The sequence below is a fragment of the Pseudarthrobacter sp. PS3-L1 genome (genome assembly GCF_030063285.1).
Classification (GTDB): Bacteria; Actinomycetota; Actinomycetes; order Actinomycetales; family Micrococcaceae; genus Arthrobacter.
The window spans coordinates 321,445-339,848 of sequence record NZ_JASISU010000002.1 but is presented as its reverse complement, the minus strand read 5'-3'; the positions used below and the strand labels follow the sequence as shown (position 1 = coordinate 339,848).

The window sequence follows — 18,404 nt, the reverse complement described above, 5'->3', positions numbered from 1 at the left end:
GGTCCGTGCTTCAGCGTGGCTGTACAGACATGGAGATCACGGTGACTGCGTGCTCCACAGCGTAGACAGGATCCCTCGAAAGACCCTTGACTTGCGCATCTGCCTCGGCGGTGGCCTGAATTGACCTGATCAGACCGTCAGGAGTCCATCGGCGAACATCGCGTTGGGCCTGTTCCACAAGCCATGGCTGCATTCCCAAGTCCCGGGCGACCTGATGAGAAGATCCTTGAGCGCCTGCCACTTTGGCAATTGTCCGCAGTTTGGCAGCAAGCGCCGCTACCAGGGGCACCGGATCGGCGCCGGTGGCAAGTGCATGGCGAAGAGTTGACAATGCTACTGGCCCATTACCGGCCATGGCGGCGTCCGCGACTTTAAAAGCCGTTGCTTCAATCCGTCCCCCGTAGTACCTGTCAACGAGTTCGGCGTCGACCGTTGAGGTGGCATCAGCTATCAATTGGTTACATGCTGCGGCAAGTTCGGACAGGTTGGCACCTGTTGCGTTGACCAAGGCCTGGACGGCTGAAGATTCAATTCTCCGGCCGCCAGCCTTGAATTCAGCAGTAACGAAGGCGGCCTTGTCGGCATCCTTTTTCAGCGGCTGACAGTCCACGACTGGCCACCCGGCAGCCTTGATAGCATCCAGCAGCTTCTTTCCTCGAACACCGCCCCCATGGCGGAGCACCAGGACCGCGTCATCCTCGGGTTGCTTTAGATACGTGAGAGCATCCGTCAGGAAGGCATCATTCATTGATTCGACGCCCTCCACCTCGATGAGCTTGCGTTCACCGAACAGGGATGGACTCACCACCATGCGAAGGAAACCGGGTTCGTAGGCGGCTGCGTTGAGTCTGCTGAGTTCAACGTCAGGATCTCCCGCGCGGACCTGTGCCCTGATGTGGTCGATGGCACGGATTCCAAGGTACTCTTCGGGGCCACCTACCAGGATGACGGCTGCTGGCTTTACGTCCCGCCAGGTGACTGTGTTGACCGAGGTCCTGCTGCTCTTGGGGGGTGCCGAGGCCACGCTGGATCCTTCCGAGAATTGTGCAGTGTGTGTCCCAGTTTCCCACGCCGCTGTTGTCGGGCCAAGTACAGCGAAGCAGCCATCGTCTCGGTGGTGGCGAGTAACGCTTCAACCCTTGTGTGGAGCCTTACTGCAGCCCGGATCAGGATGGCAGGGTTGGCTGCAAGAATCAGGGTAGCCAACGTGAGGGTCGAAAGCAGTGCCATGGTGCAGGCACCAGGAGGTCCTTCCGGCCATGGCATCGAATTGCCGGGCAGACCCGCAAAGAAGCGGGCCAAACCGGCAACGACCTGGCTGCACCATCCAGCCACAGCCAACAGGGCGCTTGCTGCGAAAGGTACCGGCCACAACAGGGCAAGCGCCGCTGTCCCGGCCAGGGTTACAGGCGTCACGACCACTGCTGACAGGACATTCGCCGGGAGTGCATAGGGAGAGAGTGTTGGTTGCAACAGAACAATGATGGGGCCGCACATCAGCTGCGCAGACAGTGGGACGGCAATGACTGCAGCCACCAGGGGTGGGGTGCGGTGCGGAAGCAGTGCCATGATTCTGTTGGCCAGCAGAATGATGCCTAGCGTTGCTGTGACGGACAAGAGAAAGCCGATGGTTGATCCAAGGCTGGGACTGATGAAGAGAAGGCACATGACTGCCAGGCACAATGTTGTCAGTGCACGTCCGCGGCGCCCGCCGGCAATGGCAGAAACGCCGACGGCTCCCATCACGCCAGCCCGCAGGACCGATGGGTCCGGGCCTACAACGACAACAAAGAGGCTTAGGCCCGCAAGCGCTGCGGCTGCCGCGACTCCCCTGTTGAGCCGCAGGCTACGTGCCCCGAGCAGGAGCGCTGTCAGGACGAGGCTGCAGTTTGCTCCGCTGACGGCTGTCAGATGCGTCATACCCGTAATTTTCATCGCCTGTTCCAGCGACTCGTCGAGCGCGGAGGTATCCCCCGTGATCATGCCGGGCAGTAGTCCCCTTGCGTCCGGCGGCAGAAACCCTGCCGCTGTGGCAAAGTCTCGCCGCAGGAAGAGTGCCACCTGGCTGAGTGATGGCAGGGCTGCCGGGTGCCGAGACGAACTCGAGACCGTCAGCACCCCATCGGTGTCTAGCCCGGGCCATGGTGGTGCCAGCGTCCCCGTGACACGCAACCTGGCGCCGGGACCCGCCGTGGCCCACTCGCCATTTCCCACGGCAAGAAACGTTCCGGTACCGGATATCACGCGGCCAGCATCAGTCATCGACTGGGCACTGATGGGGATCAGCCACTGGGTTCCAGCGCCGGTGTGTGCCGCCCTCACCTCACGGGCGGATCCAGTGACAGTGACTTCTGCAACCACGCCAGCGTTCCTTTCCACTAAATCAGCAAAGGGTCCTTCGGCCCGGGCGACGGCTGAGCTTCCACCCAACCCGGCCATGACTCCGCCCAGAAGCAGCGCCAAGGATGCAGTGAGGCGCGTGCTTCGTGGAAAGAACCGGCCAAGAGTACTTCCACCCCTGCCCGACTGGTGCTTCCAGGTGAACGCAATAAACGCCGTAACTGTGAGCGGTCTTATACGTGCCGGTCTCCGGACCGGAACGGCACACAGCACTGCACCGCTGAGCAGTCCGACACTGAGGGCTGCCAGGTTAGGACCAGCCAGCCAGACACCGCCCACGGCACTCAGCCAGACAAGGCTGGCAGCAGGTACCAAACGAATGTCGAGCCTGCTGGTGTGCCGGTCGATGGTGGACGGGTGCTTCGGATCGAATGCGCGATGCACAAGTGTGGACCACCACGCCTTTCCGGCCGGGTAGATGCTTTTGCACAGGGCTCGGGGCTGCGGCCTGTGAACCACGATTCCTGCAGATGGCTGCGTTCCACCAGCTGAGGGAGGAGGTGCCAACGCCGACTGAACGAAACGATGCCATCCCTGGCCGGTCCCCATCTGACTCTCCGCATCACGCTGAACCGGAGTGTCGTGCCAGTGGTCGCTGTTCCTCCCTGTCGCATTCATGACACCCTCACGAGGGGCAGCAGTGACTCCAGCATTTTTGGGCCAACGCCCTCCACTGCGTCAAGCTCCTCCACACTGCCGAATACGCCGTGCGCGGTCCGCCAGTCGATGATGCGCTGGGCCAGAACAGGTCCCACCCGAGGCAGTGTTCCCAACTCTTCGAGGGTCGCGGTATTCAGGTTCACCAAAATACCCCCGGCAGTTGGTCCCGCACGAGATCCTGTGACCGGGGGTTGGCCTACTGCTTCAACCGGAAGATCCTCGCCGAGCACGCGAACCCGGATTTTTTGGCCATCTGTCAGTACTTCAGCGAGGTTGAGCTCATCAGGCAAGCCATCCGGTGCTGCTCCGCCGGCCGCGTCGAGCGCCTGGTGGACCCGACTCCCCGCAGGGAGGACCACGATGCCGGGGTGGAGAACAGCGCCAGCTACATGAACCACAACTACCTGTCCGGCGTGGCCGGTGCCATCAGGCTCGGGTAGAGCGCTACTGAACGAACCGGTACCGGTTGATCCCGGACCGGACAGCGGGCTTGCGGATTCACCACCGGGCATGGATGAAGGACCCACGGCTTTGCCCTGTGTCTGGGACTCCATGTCGTTGATTGCCTGGATGCTGGTCTCGGAGGTGGCGGACTGCCAGAACAGAAACGCAGCGAGGGCGGAGCACAGGAGAGCGGCAAGGGCCACCGGAAGAACACCGAGTCGAAAGCGGATCCGGACAGCTGGGACATCGTCTCCCGCCAGGGGCCCGGCTGGCTCGTCCCCTACTTTCAGGGAGAGCGGACGCAATGTTTCACTCCGGCCACCCTGCACCGGTTCCAGCAGGCCCGGTGCGGATCCAAGGCTGGCGTGCAGCCTGTCGCGGACATGGCGCGGCGATTCCGGGCGGGGGCCGCGGGCACCATGGGACGTCATGGCGTTCACGCTATGCCGCAATGATCGGCCGTTCCAGATCAGGTCAGCGCTATGTGGACAAAGCGGTCCCTGGACGTGGCTGCTCACCTACTATGACAGCCAGGACACCAAGTCCAGCATGAGCGGCCAGCACCGTTGGCAGCGCACTCGTCGAGGCCGGTGGGCAGAGCGGAAGGGCCAGGGCCAGGCGTTCCGCCAAGTGTGCCGCTTCTGCTGGATTCCCAAAGTGATGCACTGCCAGGGCTGCTGTGCCAGCAGGTCTGGTGCAGGCATCCTGCACCACCAGTTCCTCAAGTCGCGCCACGGCCCGGGCTGCAGACCGCACTTTTTCGAGCGGGACGATCCTGCCATCCTCGACGGACAGGATCGGCTTGATAGCCAGCACGGTACCCACGAGGGAAGCAGCAGCACCAATCCGACCGCCGCGGCGCAGCTGCTCAAGGCTGGGAACGTAGAAATAGACCCTCGTGCGGGCAAGGGCCCCGCGTGCAGCCGCAGCGACAGACCGGCTGTCGCCACCGTTCGCTGAGTCCACCACTGCCGCCTGGACAGCCATGCCCATGGCCATACCGACGGTCCTGGAATCAACCACCTGGACAGGCAGGCTGACCCTGCCAGCTGCCAGCCGGGCAGCCTCAACCGTCCCCGAAAGTTCCCCAGAAAGATGGATCGACACTACGGCGTCGAACCCCGCTGCCTGCGCTGCCCGGTATGCCTGTTCAAACTGCCCAGGCGATGGACGGGAGGTCTTAACGGGAGCTCCGGATGCCATGGCCACCGAGATGACGGCCGCTATGTCTTCCTCGTCTTCCGCGTGGACGTGGTCAGCGACCATCACGGACATGGTGACTACGGTCAGCAGCCCCGCCGTCGAGCACTCTGCCAGCCACTCCCGCGGGAGCGCCGCAGCGGAGTCAGTCACAATGGCAACCGTCCCACGTTTTGCAGGCGTGGCTGGTGGCCTACGGCCACTCCCCAATCGGTCCCTGAACCACGGCCAACGTCCTGGATCTTGGTTAGGCATGGTCCCTTCCTGGGCATCGGACGGCCACCGGAAAATCCGGCGGCCGTCACACCGGCTACGCCGGGACGATATTCACCAGTTTAGGGGCCCGCACGATAACAGTCCGGATGTCCCGGCCGGCAAGGGCCCGCTGGACAGCCTCAGAGGCAAGGGCCAGTTCCCGCAGCTCGTTCTCGGTAATCGACGGCGCCACCTCAAGCCTGTCACGGACCTTGCCCTGCACCTGGACAACGGCGGTGACGCTCTCCTGGACCAGCAGTGCGCTGTCCACCACGGGCCAGCCCGCGTTGGCCACAGAAGGTTCGTGTCCCAGCGACTGCCACATGTCTTCGGCCGTGTAGGGGGCAAAGAGGCTCAGAATGACGGCAACTGCCTCAGCTGCTTCCCGGACGGCTGGATCCGCTCCCCCGGCACCGGTGTCGATTACCTTGCGGGTGGCATTAACCAATTCCATGAGTTTGGCAACAACAACATTGAACTTGTTGTTGTCCAGCAGCTCCGCAGCGTCCGAGACAGTCCGGTGCGTCACGGTCCGCAGGGCACGCTCACCGGAAGTAGGCTCAACGCCCGGTGCGCTGGTGACGTCCTGGGCAAGGCGCCACGCCCTGGCAAGGAATTTCGCAGAGCCCGACGGCGAGACATCCGCCCAGTCGACGTCATCTTCCGGAGGGGAGGCAAAAATCATGGTCAGTCGCACGGCGTCCACACCGAATTTGTCCAACTGCTGACCGAGGTCGACTCCGTTTCCCAGGGATTTGGACATCGCTTTGCCACCGTTGAGCACCTGGCCCTGATTCAGCAAGGCGCGGAACGGTTCGTTCGCTTCGATCATCCCCATGTCGTGGATGACCTTTGTGAAGAAACGCGCGTAGAGCAGGTGGAGGATGGCGTGTTCAACACCGCCTACGTACTGCCCTACCGGCATCCAGGCGTTAACCTTCTCTGGATCGAAAGGCCCCTCTGTGTAGTCCGGCGAGACAAAACGCAGGAAGTACCAGGAAGAATCCACAAAGGTATCCATGGTGTCTGTATCCCGGGTTGCGGGACCCCCGCAGGAGGGGCACTCGACATTGACCCAGTCGCTGACTGCTGCCAACGGCGAGGTTCCCTTGGGTGCCAGGTCCTCACCCCGCAGGTCATCGGGTAAACGGACGGGAAGCTGGTCGTCGGGGACCGGCACCTCGCCGCACGTGGGGCAATGGATGATGGGGATCGGAGCACCCCAGAAGCGCTGCCGGCTCAGCAGCCAGTCCCGGAGCCGGAAGTTCACAAATTTCTTGCCTGTTCCCTGGCGTTCCAGCAGGGCAATGGCAGCGGGGATTGCCTCAGCCTTGGGCAAACCGTCAAGTTCCCCTGAATTGATCAGGGTACCTTCGCCGGTTGTCGCCGTACCGGATACCGCAGGGTCCTCTGCCCCGGTATCCAGGACAGCACGCACCGGCAGGTCAAATGCTTTGGCAAAGTCGAGGTCGCGCTGGTCATGCGCGGGAACCGCCATGATCGCACCCGTGCCGTAGTCAGCCAGGACGTAGTCGGCTGCCCAGACGGGAAGCTTTTCGCCATTGAGTGGGTTGACAGCGTAGCGGCCGGTGAAGACTCCGGTCTTGGCTCGTTCAGTGGACTGACGCTCAATATCCGACAGGGCCTTCACCCGTTCGCGGTACTCCTCGAGTGCCGGAAGCCTGTCCTCCGTGGTTAGCTCACGGGCAATCTCCGCATCAGCGGCAACAACAAAGAACGTAGCGCCGTGCAGGGTATCTGGGCGGGTGGTAAAGACCGTGACGTCCTGCTGTCCGCGGTTTCCTGCGGCTTCGATGACGAAGCTGACGTGGGCTCCCTCAGAGCGGCCGATCCAGTTCTTTTGCATCGCCAGAACGCGCTCGGGCCAGTGACCCTTGAGCTGCTCCATGTCATCCAGGAGGCGGTCGGCGTAGTCCGTGATCTTGAAGTACCACTGGTTCAGGAGTTTTTTGGTCACGATGGTGCCGCATCGATCGCAGGCCCCGTTAACTACCTGTTCATTGGCGAGCACAGTCTGGTCCTTGGGACACCAGTTGACCGGAGAATTCTTGCGGTACGCCAAGCCCCGTTCGTGGAACCGTTTGAAGAGCCACTGGGTCCATCGATAGTACTCAGGATCAGAGGTATGGATCCGGCGGGACCAGTCGGCTGAAATGGCGTACCGACGAAACGAGGCGGCCTGGGTATCGATATTGGCGTAGGTCCACTCGCTGGGATGCGCATTGCGTTTAATGGCCGCGTTTTCTGCCGGGAGCCCGAAGGAGTCCCACCCAATGGGGTGCAACACGTCAAATCCCTGCTGGCGAAGGTACCTGGAGACCACATCGCCCATGGCGAACGCCTCAGCGTGGCCCATGTGCAGGTCACCGGAAGGGTAGGGGAACATGTCCAGGACATACCGCCGCTCGCGCGAACCATCGTCGAGTGGCGCGAAGACATTAAGTTCCTCCCACACCTGTTGCCATTTAGCCTCGATCGCGGGGAAGCTGTAGATGCCTTCAGTGGGCTCCACTACGCCCTCTGCTGATGTTCCGGTGGTATCCGGGTGAACGGTCACTGCTGCCCTTTTCTGTCCTGTCGCGACATGGGTACTGCCGCGACTCCTGCCCTTCTACTGCTGGCCCGAGTTCCGCCCGGACACACAAAAGCCCCTCACAGGTGAGGGGCTGCCGCTCAACTATCCGTTGGTCCGGACACTTGGCGGCTGGCTAAGCAGAAGGATCGCACGCATGAAACAACTTTACCGCACGAAGGAAAACAAACCATTCGCCGCGGACGTCGGTACTGCCGCCCTGCTGACGCTGAGCTGTGAAGGGGGCCCGGGAACATCTTTGGGTGCCCACAAAACGGGCGGGGCCCCCTTCACAGCGAAGGCATCAGGCGTGGAATGCCTACTTTACGTCGTCGTCAACCCAGTCCATGGACTTGGTGACTGCCTTCTTCCACATCCGCATCTGGCGGTCCTGCTCGGCCTGCTCCATGGACGGTTCCCACCGCTTGTCTTCGGACCAGTTCGTTGAGAGTTCGCCAAGGTCCTTCCAGAAGCCAACGGCGAGACCTGCAGCGTAGGCCGCACCAAGTGCGGTGGTCTCGACCACCTTGGGGCGAATCACGGGCACGCCAAGGATATCGGCCTGGAACTGCATCAGTTCATCGTTGGCGACCATACCGCCGTCGACCTTCAGCTCCGTCAGGGGTACTCCCGAGTCGGCATTGACGGCGTCAAGAACCTCGCGGGTCTGGAAAGCCGTGGCCTCCAGCGCAGCACGGGCAATGTGGTTCTTGTTCACAAAACGCGTCAGGCCCACAATCGCACCACGGGCATCGGAGCGCCAGTAAGGCGCAAACAGACCGGAGAATGCAGGCACAATGTAGACCCCACCGTTGTCCTTGACCTGTGCGGCAAGTGTCTCAACCTCAGGGGCAGAACTGATCATGCCCAAGTTATCGCGCAGCCACTGAATCAGTGAACCGGTCACCGCAATGGAGCCTTCCAGGGCGTAGTGCGGTGCCGCGTCGCCAAGCTTGTAGCCAACCGTCGTCAGAAGGCCGTTCTTGGAGTGCACAATCTCCTCACCCGTGTTGAAGATGAGGAAGCAACCGGTGCCATAGGTGTTCTTGGCCTCGCCCTGGGCGAAGGCAGCCTGGCCAAAGGTGGCCGCCTGCTGGTCGCCGAGGATACCGGCCACAGGGGTCTCGCGCAGCAGCTGCGACGTGTGCACTGTGCCATAAACCTCGGAGGAGGACTTGATGGTCGGCATCATCGACAGGGGAACCCCGAAGATACCGAGGATCTCTTCATCCCACTGCAGGGTTTCAAGATCCATGAAGAGTGTGCGTGAGGCGTTCGTGACATCTGTGACATGGACGCCACCATCGGTGCCGCCGGTAAGGTTCCACAGTACCCAGGCATCCGTGTTGCCGAAGATCAGGTCGCCAGCTTCTGCTTTTTCCCGCGCACCATCGACGTTGTCGAGAATCCATTTGATTTTCGTGCCCGAGAAATAGGTGGCGAGAGGCAGGCCAACAGTGGCTTTGAAGCGGTCGGCGCCGCCATCCTTGGCAAGTTCATCCACAATTGACTGCGTGCGGGTGTCCTGCCAGACGATGGCGTTGTAAACAGCTTCGCCAGTGTTTTTGTCCCAGACCACAGCGGTCTCACGCTGGTTGGTGATACCCACGGCTGCGATGTCGTGGCGCGTCAGGTTGGCCTTGGACAGCGCCGAGGCGATGACCTCGCGGGTGTTGTTCCAGATTTCAGCGGGGTTGTGCTCAACCCAGCCTGCCTTCGGGAAGATCTGCTCGTGCTCCATCTGGCCGGTGGACACGATGTTGCCGCTGTGATCAAACACGATGGCGCGGCTGCTGGTGGTGCCCTGGTCGATGGCGATTACGTACTGGTTCATTGTGACGTCCTTGTCTTGATGATCGACGAATGATGTGAACGGATGGACGAACGGAGGGTTCGTCGGTGGATCAGCTTGCTGCTACGAAAATGATCGGCAGCACATTGGCGGCTACGCCAGCCAGCGCACCACCAACGAGGGGTCCTACAACGGGGATCCAGGAGTAGCTCCAGTCGCTGGAACCCTTGCCCTTGATGGGAAGCAGTGCGTGGGCAATACGGGGACCGAGGTCACGTGCCGGGTTGATGGCGTAGCCGGTGGGTCCACCGAGTGAAACGCCGATACCAACTACGAGCAGTGCAACGGCCAGCGGGCCAAGTCCCGAAGGAGTCCCACCGAAAGCAAGGATCACGAAGACGAGGACAAAGGTGCCGATGATTTCGGTAGCCAGGTTCCATGGGGTGGAGCGGATTGCGGGACCGGTTGAGAAAACACCGAGTTTGGCGGGGGCCTCAGGCTCAGCATCGAAGTGCTGCTTGTAGGCGAGCCAGCAAACAACCGCACCCAGGAATGCGCCCAAGAGTTCGGCACCAAGGTAGGTCACTGTCGAAGCGAAAGTAATGGGAACATCGGTTGCATACGTCCCGCCACCATTGGCGAGAAGACCGATCGTGACTGCAGGGTTGAGGTGTGCGCCAGACTTGGCAGCGACGAAGACGCCGGCGAAGACTGCCAGGCCCCAGCCCCATGTGACCATCAAGAATCCTGCGTTGTAGCCTTTAGTGCCCTTGAGGGCCACGTTGGCGACTACGCCACAGCCAAGCAGTGTGAGCATGGCCGTTCCGAAAAGTTCGGATAAAAACACTATTCCAAGAGACATCGTTGACTCCTCCATTTTCTGTTATCAGCCCCTGGTCATCAGGGGCTGTGGGGCCGGAGGGTAGTGACTACCCTCCGGCCGAACCGTGGTTGCCTAGGCAACCAAGCTGTGGACCTGCACCCTGTGGAAGCGATCCAGCACATTCTGCGCGTGCTTGATCTCCTCGCTGCGTACAGCAGCGCTCCATCCCAACGGACCCGCCAGTACATCAGCAATCTCGTTAAGAAGTTCACCGGTGACCAAACCGCGGAACGCCAGGGATGTCCTGCGGATCAGAACGTCCACCAGGTGTCCAATCTGTTCGTTCTCGGCCATGAATTCCAGCTCGCGCACCGAGAGTTCACGGGACGAGTGCAGCAGCCTGTCCGAACCACCATCGAGGTACCGCATCACATCTTCAGCCCTGGTGCCATAGCGGGTCAACAGGACTGCCGTACGATCTGCATCTCGGGTAGAACTCATGTGTGACTTGATCCACATCTGCACGCCAGACTCGGTGTCGGGGAATCCGGCACCGCCGCCGATTGCGAGCTTCGCTGTGGACACCTTACGCTCTACCCCGAGTTCCTTGAGGACATCGTTGGTCATGTGCTCGGCGAGTGCGCGGAATGTGGTCCATTTGCCGCCCACCAGGCTCAGCACTGCACTTGGGCCACCGTCGGATGCAGGCAGCTGGCGACGTTCGATGCGGTAGTCGCGGGAGACGAAGCCGGGAGCCGTGGCGTCGTGCCGGGGCAATGGACGCACGCCCGAGAAGGTGTAGACGATCTGGTCGTTGGTGACCTTGATATTGGGGAAGACGTGGCCTATGAGGTCGAAGAAGTACTCGATTTCCTCGTCCGTGCAGACTGCATCCTCGTTCATGTTGGCATCGATATCCGTGGTGCCAACCAATACGCGGTCTTCCATCGGGTAGATCAGCACAATACGGCCGTCAGTGTGCTCGAAGAAGAGCTCGCCCCCGTTACATGCTGCCAACAGCTCAGGGTGGTCCAGCACGATGTGCGAGCCCTTCGTGCCGCCCATGTAGGAGGAGACTGCTCCCATTGCCTCGTTCGTGAAGTCCACCCACGCGCCGGTGGTGTTGACGATCACGTCTGCGGAGAAGTCAAAAGTCTCGCCTGTGAGTTCGTCGCGCAACGTGACTGTGCCGCCGTTTCCGGCGTCCATGCTGGCGAGGGATAGGTAGTTGCTGGCCCTCGAGGTAGCCCCGCCGCCGTTAACGCCGGCTTTTTCGCCGTCCTGCAGTACGTCGAGCGTCAGGCGCTCAGGGTTGTGCACTGAAGCGTCAAAATATGTCGCTGCGTACTTCAGGTTGGCGGGAAGCTGCGGCATCTCTGCCAGTGCCTTCTTGCGGCCATGGAACTTGTGCCGCGGAACTGAACCGCCGTCACGAGAGAAGAAGTCGTAAATGGTCAGACCGATTTTGATCAGGAAGGCGCCGCGTTCCTTGGGCTTTCCCTGCTTGTGCGTCAGGAATCGCGCAGGCGCTGACAGGATGCCGGAGAACGTGCTGTAGATGGGGATTGTTGTCTGCAGCGGCTTCACGTAGTGCGGGGCAATCCGCAGGAGGCGGTTACGCTCGACGACTGATTCCTGGACCAGTCGGAATTCACCATTCTCCAGGTAGCGGATGCCACCATGGATCATGTGGGAGGACGCACCGCTGGCGCCCTGGCAGTAGTCGCCACGCTCGACGAGAACGACGTCGACCCCTTGAAGGGCCAGATCGCGGAACGTACCGACACCATTGATGCCTCCGCCGACAACAAGAACCTGGGCCTTGGGGCGGTTCCGGATATTGGATACTGCGGTCCGGGTCACTGCTGGCTCCTGCGCCTCTGTGCCGTGGCCATGTGGTTCTTTGGGTCCCAAAACAACTCCCTCGGGTTTGGTCCTGCGCGGCACGCACGTGCTGCGTGGCGCGGCTCTTCTCCTATTCTTGGAAACAATGGAAAATGGAGTCAAGCACAATGCACAAACGTGCAGAAGGGAAGGGCAATGACCCGCTCAAAAGACTCGGATGCCCTCCGAGCTGCACAAATGTACTATTTGCAGGATCTGACCATGGATGCAATTGCCCGTGAACTGCGGACCTCCCGGTCAACCGTTTCGCGGCTACTCTCCTCGGCAAGGGACTCCGGCCTGGTCCAGATCCAAATTCGCAACCCCCTGGATACTGGACCAGAACTTGAGGGGCGCATCCGGATGCGCTACGCCGTCGACGTCCACGTAGTTCCCGTCCTGGAGACACTCAACGAGGCCGAGACACTGGACCGCGTGGCCATGCAGGCGGCCCGGACAATTGGTCCACTCGTTGACTCCAACGCGACCATCGGTGTTGCCTGGGGATCGACCCTGAGCGCCGTCAGCAGGCATCTGACCCGGAAAATAACCCACGACAGCGTCATTGTGCAGCTCAACGGTGCCGGCAACATGCATACAACAGGGCTGACCTACGCCAGCGACATCATGCGTAGATTTGGAAGTGCCTACGGCGCGCAGGTGGAACAGTTTCCCGTGCCAGCGTTCTTTGACCACGCCGACACAAAAAGGGCCATGTGGAATGAGCGGAGCGTCCAGCGCATCCTCGATCTGCAGTCACGGATGAGTATCGCGATCTTTGGCGTTGGATCTGTCGACTCCAGCTACCCCAGCCATGTCTACGCCGGTGGCTACCTTGCGGAAGAAGACCTCAAGGTGCTTTCCTCCTCTGACGTCGTCGGTGACGTCGCAACGGTGTTTTTCCGCTCCGATGGCTCCTCTGATGGCATCACGCTCAACGAACGCTCGACAGGTCCGTCGTTGGCGGAGCTGCGTCAGGTGCGCCGCCGGATTTGCGTTGTATCAGGGGCATCAAAGATCAATGGCCTCCGGGGGGCCCTTGCTGCTGGCCTTGCCACTGACCTGATCCTTGATGAAGGAACAGCGCGACGCCTGGTGAGCCTGGACAGCATGCCCCAGCAGTCTCGGTAGAGTCGGGGTATGAGAATTGAACCGCAACTGCGCCTCAATAACGGAGTACTGATGGACCAGCTCGGTTTTGGGTTCTATAAGGTGCCTGCGCCTGATGCCCAGGACCTTGCCAGCACGGCGCTGGATGCTGGATACCGGCACCTGGACACAGCTGCCATGTATGGCAACGAAGCCGGTGTTGGACGTGCCATCGGTGGGCTTGGTCCCTTTACGTCAACGTCCGACGTCGGCGGCTCGGGTGAACAGCACCCGCGCCTTTCGCGGGGCGATCTGTTTGTCACCACGAAGGTGTGGAATGACGATCACGGCTACGACGCAACGCTGCGTGCCTTTGATTCGTCCATGAGCAATTTGGGCCTTGAATACCTGGACCTGTACCTGATCCACTGGCCTTGCCCCGAGCGGGACCTGTACCGGGAAACGTGGCGTGCCCTGGAGACCCTGTATGCGGAAGGCAGGGTGCGGGCCATTGGAGTATCCAACTTCCAGGCAAGGCATCTGGATCGACTTCTCGCCTCGGCGGACGTGGTGCCGGCCGTAAACCAGATTGAACTCCATCCATGGCTGCAGCAGCGAGAACTGCGCCTAAAGCATGACGCCCTGGGCATCAGGACAGAAGCCTGGAGCCCCCTGGGACGGGGGCAGGTCCTCGCCGACCCAGTTCTCGTGGCGATGGCCGCGGACTACGGGCGCACACCTGCCCAGGTCATTCTTCGCTGGCATATTCAGCACGGCAACGTTGTGATTCCGAAGGCAAGCTCCGAGGCCCGGATCCGCGAGAACCACCGAATCTTCGACTTTCACCTCAGCAGTGAATCCATGGCTGCCATCGATGCCCTGGACCGTGATCAACGAACTGGCTCCCACCCGGACAGCGTGAACTAGGAGTGAAGGTGAAGGTGAAAAAGCCCGTGAGCGCAGAAGCCCATCAGTGGTTCACCCCGAGCCTCCCGGGGCGAACACGGATGGCCAAGATCTCCGTCATGGGATCCTCCGTGGGCTACTGGGTCTACGAACCAGTGGAAGCCCCGGCGGACGCTCCCACAGTTCTTGCGGTCCACGGATTCCGCGGTGACCACCACGGCCTGTTGCGCATTGCGGACCACCTTCCGGGAATGCGGCTCGTCATGCCCGATTTACCGGGATTCGGCAGGTCTGCGGCCTTCGAATCAGAACCCCATACCGTTGACAGCTACGTAGAATTCCTTCACGGCTTTATGGCTGCAACAGGCCTGGGCGCGGACACAGTACTTCTGGGGCATTCTTTCGGGTCGATCATCGCCTCACACTTTGTGGCAGCAGATCCCGACGCGGTCCTCAAACTCATCCTGATCAATCCCATCGCAGCCCCGGCCCTGGAAGGGCCGAAGGGCCTGCTCACCAGGCTGGCCGTTATCTATTACCAGGTTTCCGCACGGCTGCCGGAGAGACTTGGCCTGGCCGTGCTCCGGAGCCCGCTGATTGTCCGGCTTATGAGCATCACAATGGCCAAAACCCGCGATCCGCAGTTGCGTAGATTCATCCATGGCCAGCACCACTCCTATTTCAGCGCCTTCGCCAACCGCGATGCACTCCAGGAATCGTTCCGGGCCTCCGTGGGCTCAAATGTCCGCGAGGTGGCCACGCGTCTTGCACTTCCGGTGCTCTTGGTTGCCGGTGAGAAAGACGAGATTGCAGTCCTGAAGGACCAGCACCTGCTGCTGAGCGAACTACCGCACGGCACGCTCTGCGTGATCCCCGACGTCGGGCATCTCATTCACTACGAAACTCCCGAACCGGCAGCCGCTGCCATCCGCACCTTCCTTGAGGAACCTCCCGCGTGAAAATCATCATCGATGCCCGTTTCACCAGAACGGACCACCACGACGGCATCAGCCGCTACGGCGCGAGCCTCATCGAGGCAACCGCGAAGATCGCAGAAGTCTCCATGCTGATCAGCGATCAGCGCCAGCTGAAGCTTCTGCCCGACGTGCCCTATACCCAGATCAACAGTCCGCTCTCGCCCCGCGAAGTCTTTGTGGCGCGGAAAATCAATACGCTGGGCGCCGACGTGGTGGTGTGCCCCATGCAGACCATGGGCAGCTGGGGCCGAAAATACCCGCTGATCCTGACACTGCATGACCTGATCTACTATGAGCACCCGGCTCCCCCAGGATTCCTCCCAGCGCCCGTTCGTCTCCTGTGGAGGCTATATCACAAGGCGTATTGGCCGCAGCGGTTCCTGTTGAATCGTGCTGACGTCGTCGCGACCATCAGTACCACCACCAGGTCTCTGATGTCTCGGCACCGACTTACACGACGACCTGTCCGAATCGTAGGCAACGCACCTCAGGGCGCCCGTCATGTGCGCGATCCTGCCGAGGGTTCCGACAGGTCACTTGTCTACATGGGTTCCTTCATGCCGTACAAGAATGTCGAGACGCTGATCGCCGGGATGGCTGAGCTGGATGGCTACACGCTGCATCTTTTGAGCAAGATCAGTCCTGCGCGCCGCGAGGAGCTGGAGTTCCTCGTCCCGCCTGGCCGACAGGTGGTTTTTCACAACGGCGTAACGGATGAGGCCTATGATCAGCTCCTGCTGCGCGCCACGGCACTTGTCAGCCTGTCCAGGGCAGAAGGCTACGGGTTGCCGCTGGTCGAAGCCATGGCCCTGGGCACACCTGTCATTGCCAGCGATACGCCCATCTTCCGGGAGGTGGGTGCTGACGCCGTCCGGTATGTTCCTGCCGAATCTGCTGCGCAGTTCGCCGCTGCCGTCAGGGAATTCGATGATAATGACGTCTGGGCGAACGCATCCCGACGTACCGTGCAGCGGGCCGCCGATTTCAGCTGGGCTGAGTCTGCGCGCCAACTTGTTTCCGCCGCACAGGAAGCTCGCAGCCTGCACGAGGCAGGCTAGAGGACGTCGCTCCCGTCCAGGCGGATCTGCACCGGCTCGCTTGTCCTTTTGGCAGCTTGCGCCGAGCGGATGGCCCGCATGATTGCCGTGACCTCTTTTGCATGGACGAACGGAATAAAGAACAGGGTTCGGACATCGTCGGAAGATTCTTCTGCAGCGCTGTGGCGCACCGCACGGTTCCGCAGCACCACCGGGGCTGGTCCCGCTGTCCGAAGATGAACCCCAGCTGATTCGAGCCTTCCCGTAATGGCAACCGTGTATTGTTCGACGGCGGCGCTAGTGCCTGTCAGGGACGCCAGGCGCACAGCTGGCGGAAGCTGAAGCTCGCGGCGCAGAGCCAATTCTCGGCCAGCAAAACCAGCCGGGTCCCAGCGAAGCAAAGCTCCCACTGACGCTGCGTCCTCTGCAGTGATGACGACCAAGCCACCTTCGGACTGCGGCCGCACCAGCGAGGCTGCATTAAACCAGCGACGGACTGTGTCTTCTGCAGCCCGGAGATTTTCCCGCCGCAGTAGGGAGTCACCGTCGAGCAACAAAGCGGCGGCGTAGCCACCAGCGGCGATGGGTTCTGCACCTACAGTCGCAACCACCAACGCGGAAGACGACCCCACCGACGCCTTGACCGCGTCACCTGTTGAGGTCACGACGGTGGCCCCCGGAAACGCCCTGCCGAGTTCCTCTGCGGTTCTGATGACCCCCGTGGCACCGCGCCGGAGATGGCGGCCGCTGCAGTGCGCACACTGCCAGTGCGGTTCTGGCGTTGAACACCAACGGCACTCGGCGACAGCTGCACCACCAGCAATGGCCAGCGGTCCCTGACAGCGCAGACACCGGGCCGGTTCGCGACAGTTCTCGCAGAGAAGCGAGGGCGCGTATCCGGCCCGAGCCACCTGGATCAGGACAGGTCCGTGCCTGAGGCCATCCTGTGCCGCACGCCAGGCGGCACCCGGTAGCCGTGCCATCCTCGCCAGCGGGTCTCGTTCCAGTTCAAAACTGTCGGCGGTGTTCAGGACGCGAGGGACCGAGCGCCGCATGCTCTGGCGATCAGCAGCCACGGACTGGAGCCACCCAGCGTCAACAAGGCGCTGGACCTCAGTGCTGCGAGAGTGCGCGGCGAACAGGCAGGCGACCTGCTCCTGCTCTGCCCTCAGGAGCAGGACTTCCCGGGTGTGGGCGTACGGTGCACGCTGTTCCGTATGGAGATCATCACCGTCGTCCCAGCAGGCAACGAAGCCCAAATTCTTGACTGGAGCATACGACGCGCCCCTGGTACCGATCGCAACCCTTGCCTGCCCGGAGCGCAGACGCAAAAAGTTTCCGTACCGTACTGACGGGCCGTCGTCGGCGTTGAGCCGGGCGATATCTGCTGCGGGCAACACCTCCAACAGGGCCTTCTCCAGCTGATCGAGGTCGCGATAGTCAGGGACGACGACGACGGCACCCCGTCCTGAGGTCCTGACGGCGGCTACTGCCGCAGCGAGGGCTGCGGCCCACCCCGAGGTGCCGTAGCCCTGCAGGATACTCACGGCCGCCCGCGGTGATTCTCCTGCTGCCAGATGACGGAGGAAGGCCGCACCATGAACGTAACCGGCCCACGGATGAGCAGGTTGGTGCGCGTCCGCGGCCTGGAAAACGCCAGGCGTCTCCCGTGAAACAGCCGCTTCGGGACGCGTCGTCGAGGGCCCCGCAGTCTGAGTGCTGGCGGCCGCCTGGGCAGCAAGATATTCCTTGTCCAAGCGGGCCACTCGTGGTGGTACCGCGACCCTCAGGACGTCGCTGAGGGTTCCCGCGTAGCGTGCTGCGACGGACTCCGCGAGCTGGAGGATCTGGGGGGCGAGGACCGGAACGCCGGAGATCACCTTGTGCAGCGCCACCAGGGGCTGCCCGGACGTCGACGTATCGGAGCGCCCCACGAGGTAGCCTGGCAGTTCCTGTCCATTAAATTTGACCTTTACCCGCACCCCGGGTTGCGCGAGATCGTCCAACCCTGTGGGAACGCTGTAGTCAAAGGGCCTATCAAGGTGTGGAAGACCTGATTCGATCCTGACCTGCGCAACAGGGTTGGCAGCAGCGAGCTCCTTGCCGGCCACCATCGGTGCACGGTCGGGAAAACCATGGAGCAGGGACAACTGCACCGGCTCTGCTGCCTTGGCCTGCGGTGCGGATCCCAGATTGCCGAACGGAGCACTCCTGGGCTCGTCGGCAGCACTTTCCGCACCCTCTCTGGGCTGTGGGGTAACGTCCATGCCTGCCTTCCGTGCGATAAAAATCTGGGCCCTGGGAGACCGTGAGCCACTGAAACGCTTGGAGGAAAAACCGTTAA

13 protein-coding genes are annotated in these 18,404 nt (G+C 61.6%); 4 read left to right on the top strand and 9 right to left on the bottom strand.

Going from position 1 to position 18,404, the window contains the following annotated elements; all coding sequences use genetic code 11:
• Positions 1 to 10: 10 nt before the first annotated feature.
• The 8 genes from holA to QMG79_RS05970 all read right to left on the bottom strand — a co-directional run bounded on the left by holA (position 11) and on the right by QMG79_RS05970 (position 12,030).
• Positions 11 to 1,024: a DNA polymerase III subunit delta gene (holA, locus tag QMG79_RS06005; protein WP_283537669.1), complete on the bottom strand. Its 1,014-nt coding sequence runs from the start codon at positions 1,022 to 1,024 to the stop codon at positions 11 to 13.
• On the bottom strand, positions 961 to 2,784 hold the full coding sequence (locus QMG79_RS06000) for a ComEC/Rec2 family competence protein (protein ID WP_283537668.1): 1,824 nt from the start codon (positions 2,782 to 2,784) through the stop codon (positions 961 to 963). The genes holA and QMG79_RS06000 overlap by 64 nt, the downstream gene beginning before the upstream one ends.
• A gap of 230 nt (positions 2,785 to 3,014) precedes the next feature.
• Positions 3,015 to 3,935, bottom strand: coding sequence for a ComEA family DNA-binding protein (locus QMG79_RS05995; RefSeq protein ID WP_283537667.1), 921 nt, complete (start codon positions 3,933 to 3,935; stop codon positions 3,015 to 3,017).
• 49 nt (positions 3,936 to 3,984) lie between these two features.
• Positions 3,985 to 4,959 (bottom strand): DegV family protein, encoded by a 975-nt coding sequence (locus tag QMG79_RS05990; protein ID WP_283537666.1) that lies wholly within the window; start codon positions 4,957 to 4,959, stop codon positions 3,985 to 3,987.
• Between the two features lie 55 nt (positions 4,960 to 5,014).
• Positions 5,015 to 7,537, bottom strand: coding sequence for a leucine--tRNA ligase (leuS, locus tag QMG79_RS05985; protein ID WP_283537665.1), 2,523 nt, complete (start codon positions 7,535 to 7,537; stop codon positions 5,015 to 5,017).
• A gap of 334 nt (positions 7,538 to 7,871) precedes the next feature.
• The gene (glpK, locus tag QMG79_RS05980) at positions 7,872 to 9,386 is read right to left on the bottom strand and encodes a glycerol kinase GlpK (protein WP_283537664.1); all 1,515 of its coding nucleotides are present in this window, start codon (positions 9,384 to 9,386) and stop codon (positions 7,872 to 7,874) included.
• A 70-nt stretch (positions 9,387 to 9,456) separates the two neighbouring features.
• Positions 9,457 to 10,206, bottom strand: coding sequence for an MIP/aquaporin family protein (locus QMG79_RS05975; protein WP_283537663.1), 750 nt, complete (start codon positions 10,204 to 10,206; stop codon positions 9,457 to 9,459).
• A gap of 93 nt (positions 10,207 to 10,299) precedes the next feature.
• Positions 10,300 to 12,030, bottom strand: coding sequence for a glycerol-3-phosphate dehydrogenase/oxidase (locus QMG79_RS05970; RefSeq protein WP_283537662.1), 1,731 nt, complete (start codon positions 12,028 to 12,030; stop codon positions 10,300 to 10,302).
• Positions 12,031 to 12,207: 177 nt separating this feature from the next.
• Between QMG79_RS05970 and QMG79_RS05965 the strand changes: the two genes are divergently transcribed.
• From QMG79_RS05965 to QMG79_RS05950, 4 genes are read left to right on the top strand one after another with little or no spacing between them, the layout of a single operon-like run.
• Positions 12,208 to 13,182: a sugar-binding transcriptional regulator gene (locus QMG79_RS05965; protein WP_283537661.1), complete on the top strand. Its 975-nt coding sequence runs from the start codon at positions 12,208 to 12,210 to the stop codon at positions 13,180 to 13,182.
• A 9-nt stretch (positions 13,183 to 13,191) separates the two neighbouring features.
• Positions 13,192 to 14,067, top strand: coding sequence for an aldo/keto reductase (locus QMG79_RS05960; protein WP_283537660.1), 876 nt, complete (start codon positions 13,192 to 13,194; stop codon positions 14,065 to 14,067).
• An 8-nt stretch (positions 14,068 to 14,075) separates the two neighbouring features.
• Positions 14,076 to 15,005 (top strand): alpha/beta fold hydrolase, encoded by a 930-nt coding sequence (locus QMG79_RS05955; RefSeq protein ID WP_502934704.1) that lies wholly within the window; start codon positions 14,076 to 14,078, stop codon positions 15,003 to 15,005.
• Positions 15,002 to 16,081, top strand: coding sequence for a glycosyltransferase family 4 protein (locus QMG79_RS05950; RefSeq protein WP_283537659.1), 1,080 nt, complete (start codon positions 15,002 to 15,004; stop codon positions 16,079 to 16,081). The genes QMG79_RS05955 and QMG79_RS05950 overlap by 4 nt, the downstream gene beginning before the upstream one ends.
• On the opposite strand, the gene QMG79_RS05945 is transcribed toward QMG79_RS05950, so the two are convergent.
• The gene (locus tag QMG79_RS05945; protein WP_283538016.1) at positions 16,078 to 18,174 is read right to left on the bottom strand and encodes a primosomal protein N' family DNA-binding protein; all 2,097 of its coding nucleotides are present in this window, start codon (positions 18,172 to 18,174) and stop codon (positions 16,078 to 16,080) included. The two genes, QMG79_RS05950 and QMG79_RS05945, sit on opposite strands and share 4 nt — an antisense overlap.
• Positions 18,175 to 18,404: the final 230 nt, after the last annotated feature.

What these genes read in the sequence shown, in the direction of transcription:
- QMG79_RS05995 (WP_283537667.1), bottom strand. Translation starts at nt 3,935, where the DNA reads ATGACGTCCCATGGTGCCCGCGGCCCCCGCCCGGAATCGCCGCGCCAT.
- QMG79_RS05990 (WP_283537666.1), bottom strand. Translation starts at nt 4,959, where the DNA reads ATGCCTAACCAAGATCCAGGACGTTGGCCGTGGTTCAGGGACCGATTG.
- glpK (WP_283537664.1), bottom strand. Translation starts at nt 9,386, where the DNA reads ATGAACCAGTACGTAATCGCCATCGACCAGGGCACCACCAGCAGCCGC.
- QMG79_RS05975 (WP_283537663.1), bottom strand. Translation starts at nt 10,206, where the DNA reads ATGTCTCTTGGAATAGTGTTTTTATCCGAACTTTTCGGAACGGCCATG.
- QMG79_RS05965 (WP_283537661.1), top strand. Translation starts at nt 12,208, where the DNA reads ATGACCCGCTCAAAAGACTCGGATGCCCTCCGAGCTGCACAAATGTAC.
- QMG79_RS05960 (WP_283537660.1), top strand. Translation starts at nt 13,192, where the DNA reads ATGAGAATTGAACCGCAACTGCGCCTCAATAACGGAGTACTGATGGAC.
- QMG79_RS05945 (WP_283538016.1), bottom strand. Translation starts at nt 18,174, where the DNA reads ATGGTGGCCGGCAAGGAGCTCGCTGCTGCCAACCCTGTTGCGCAGGTC.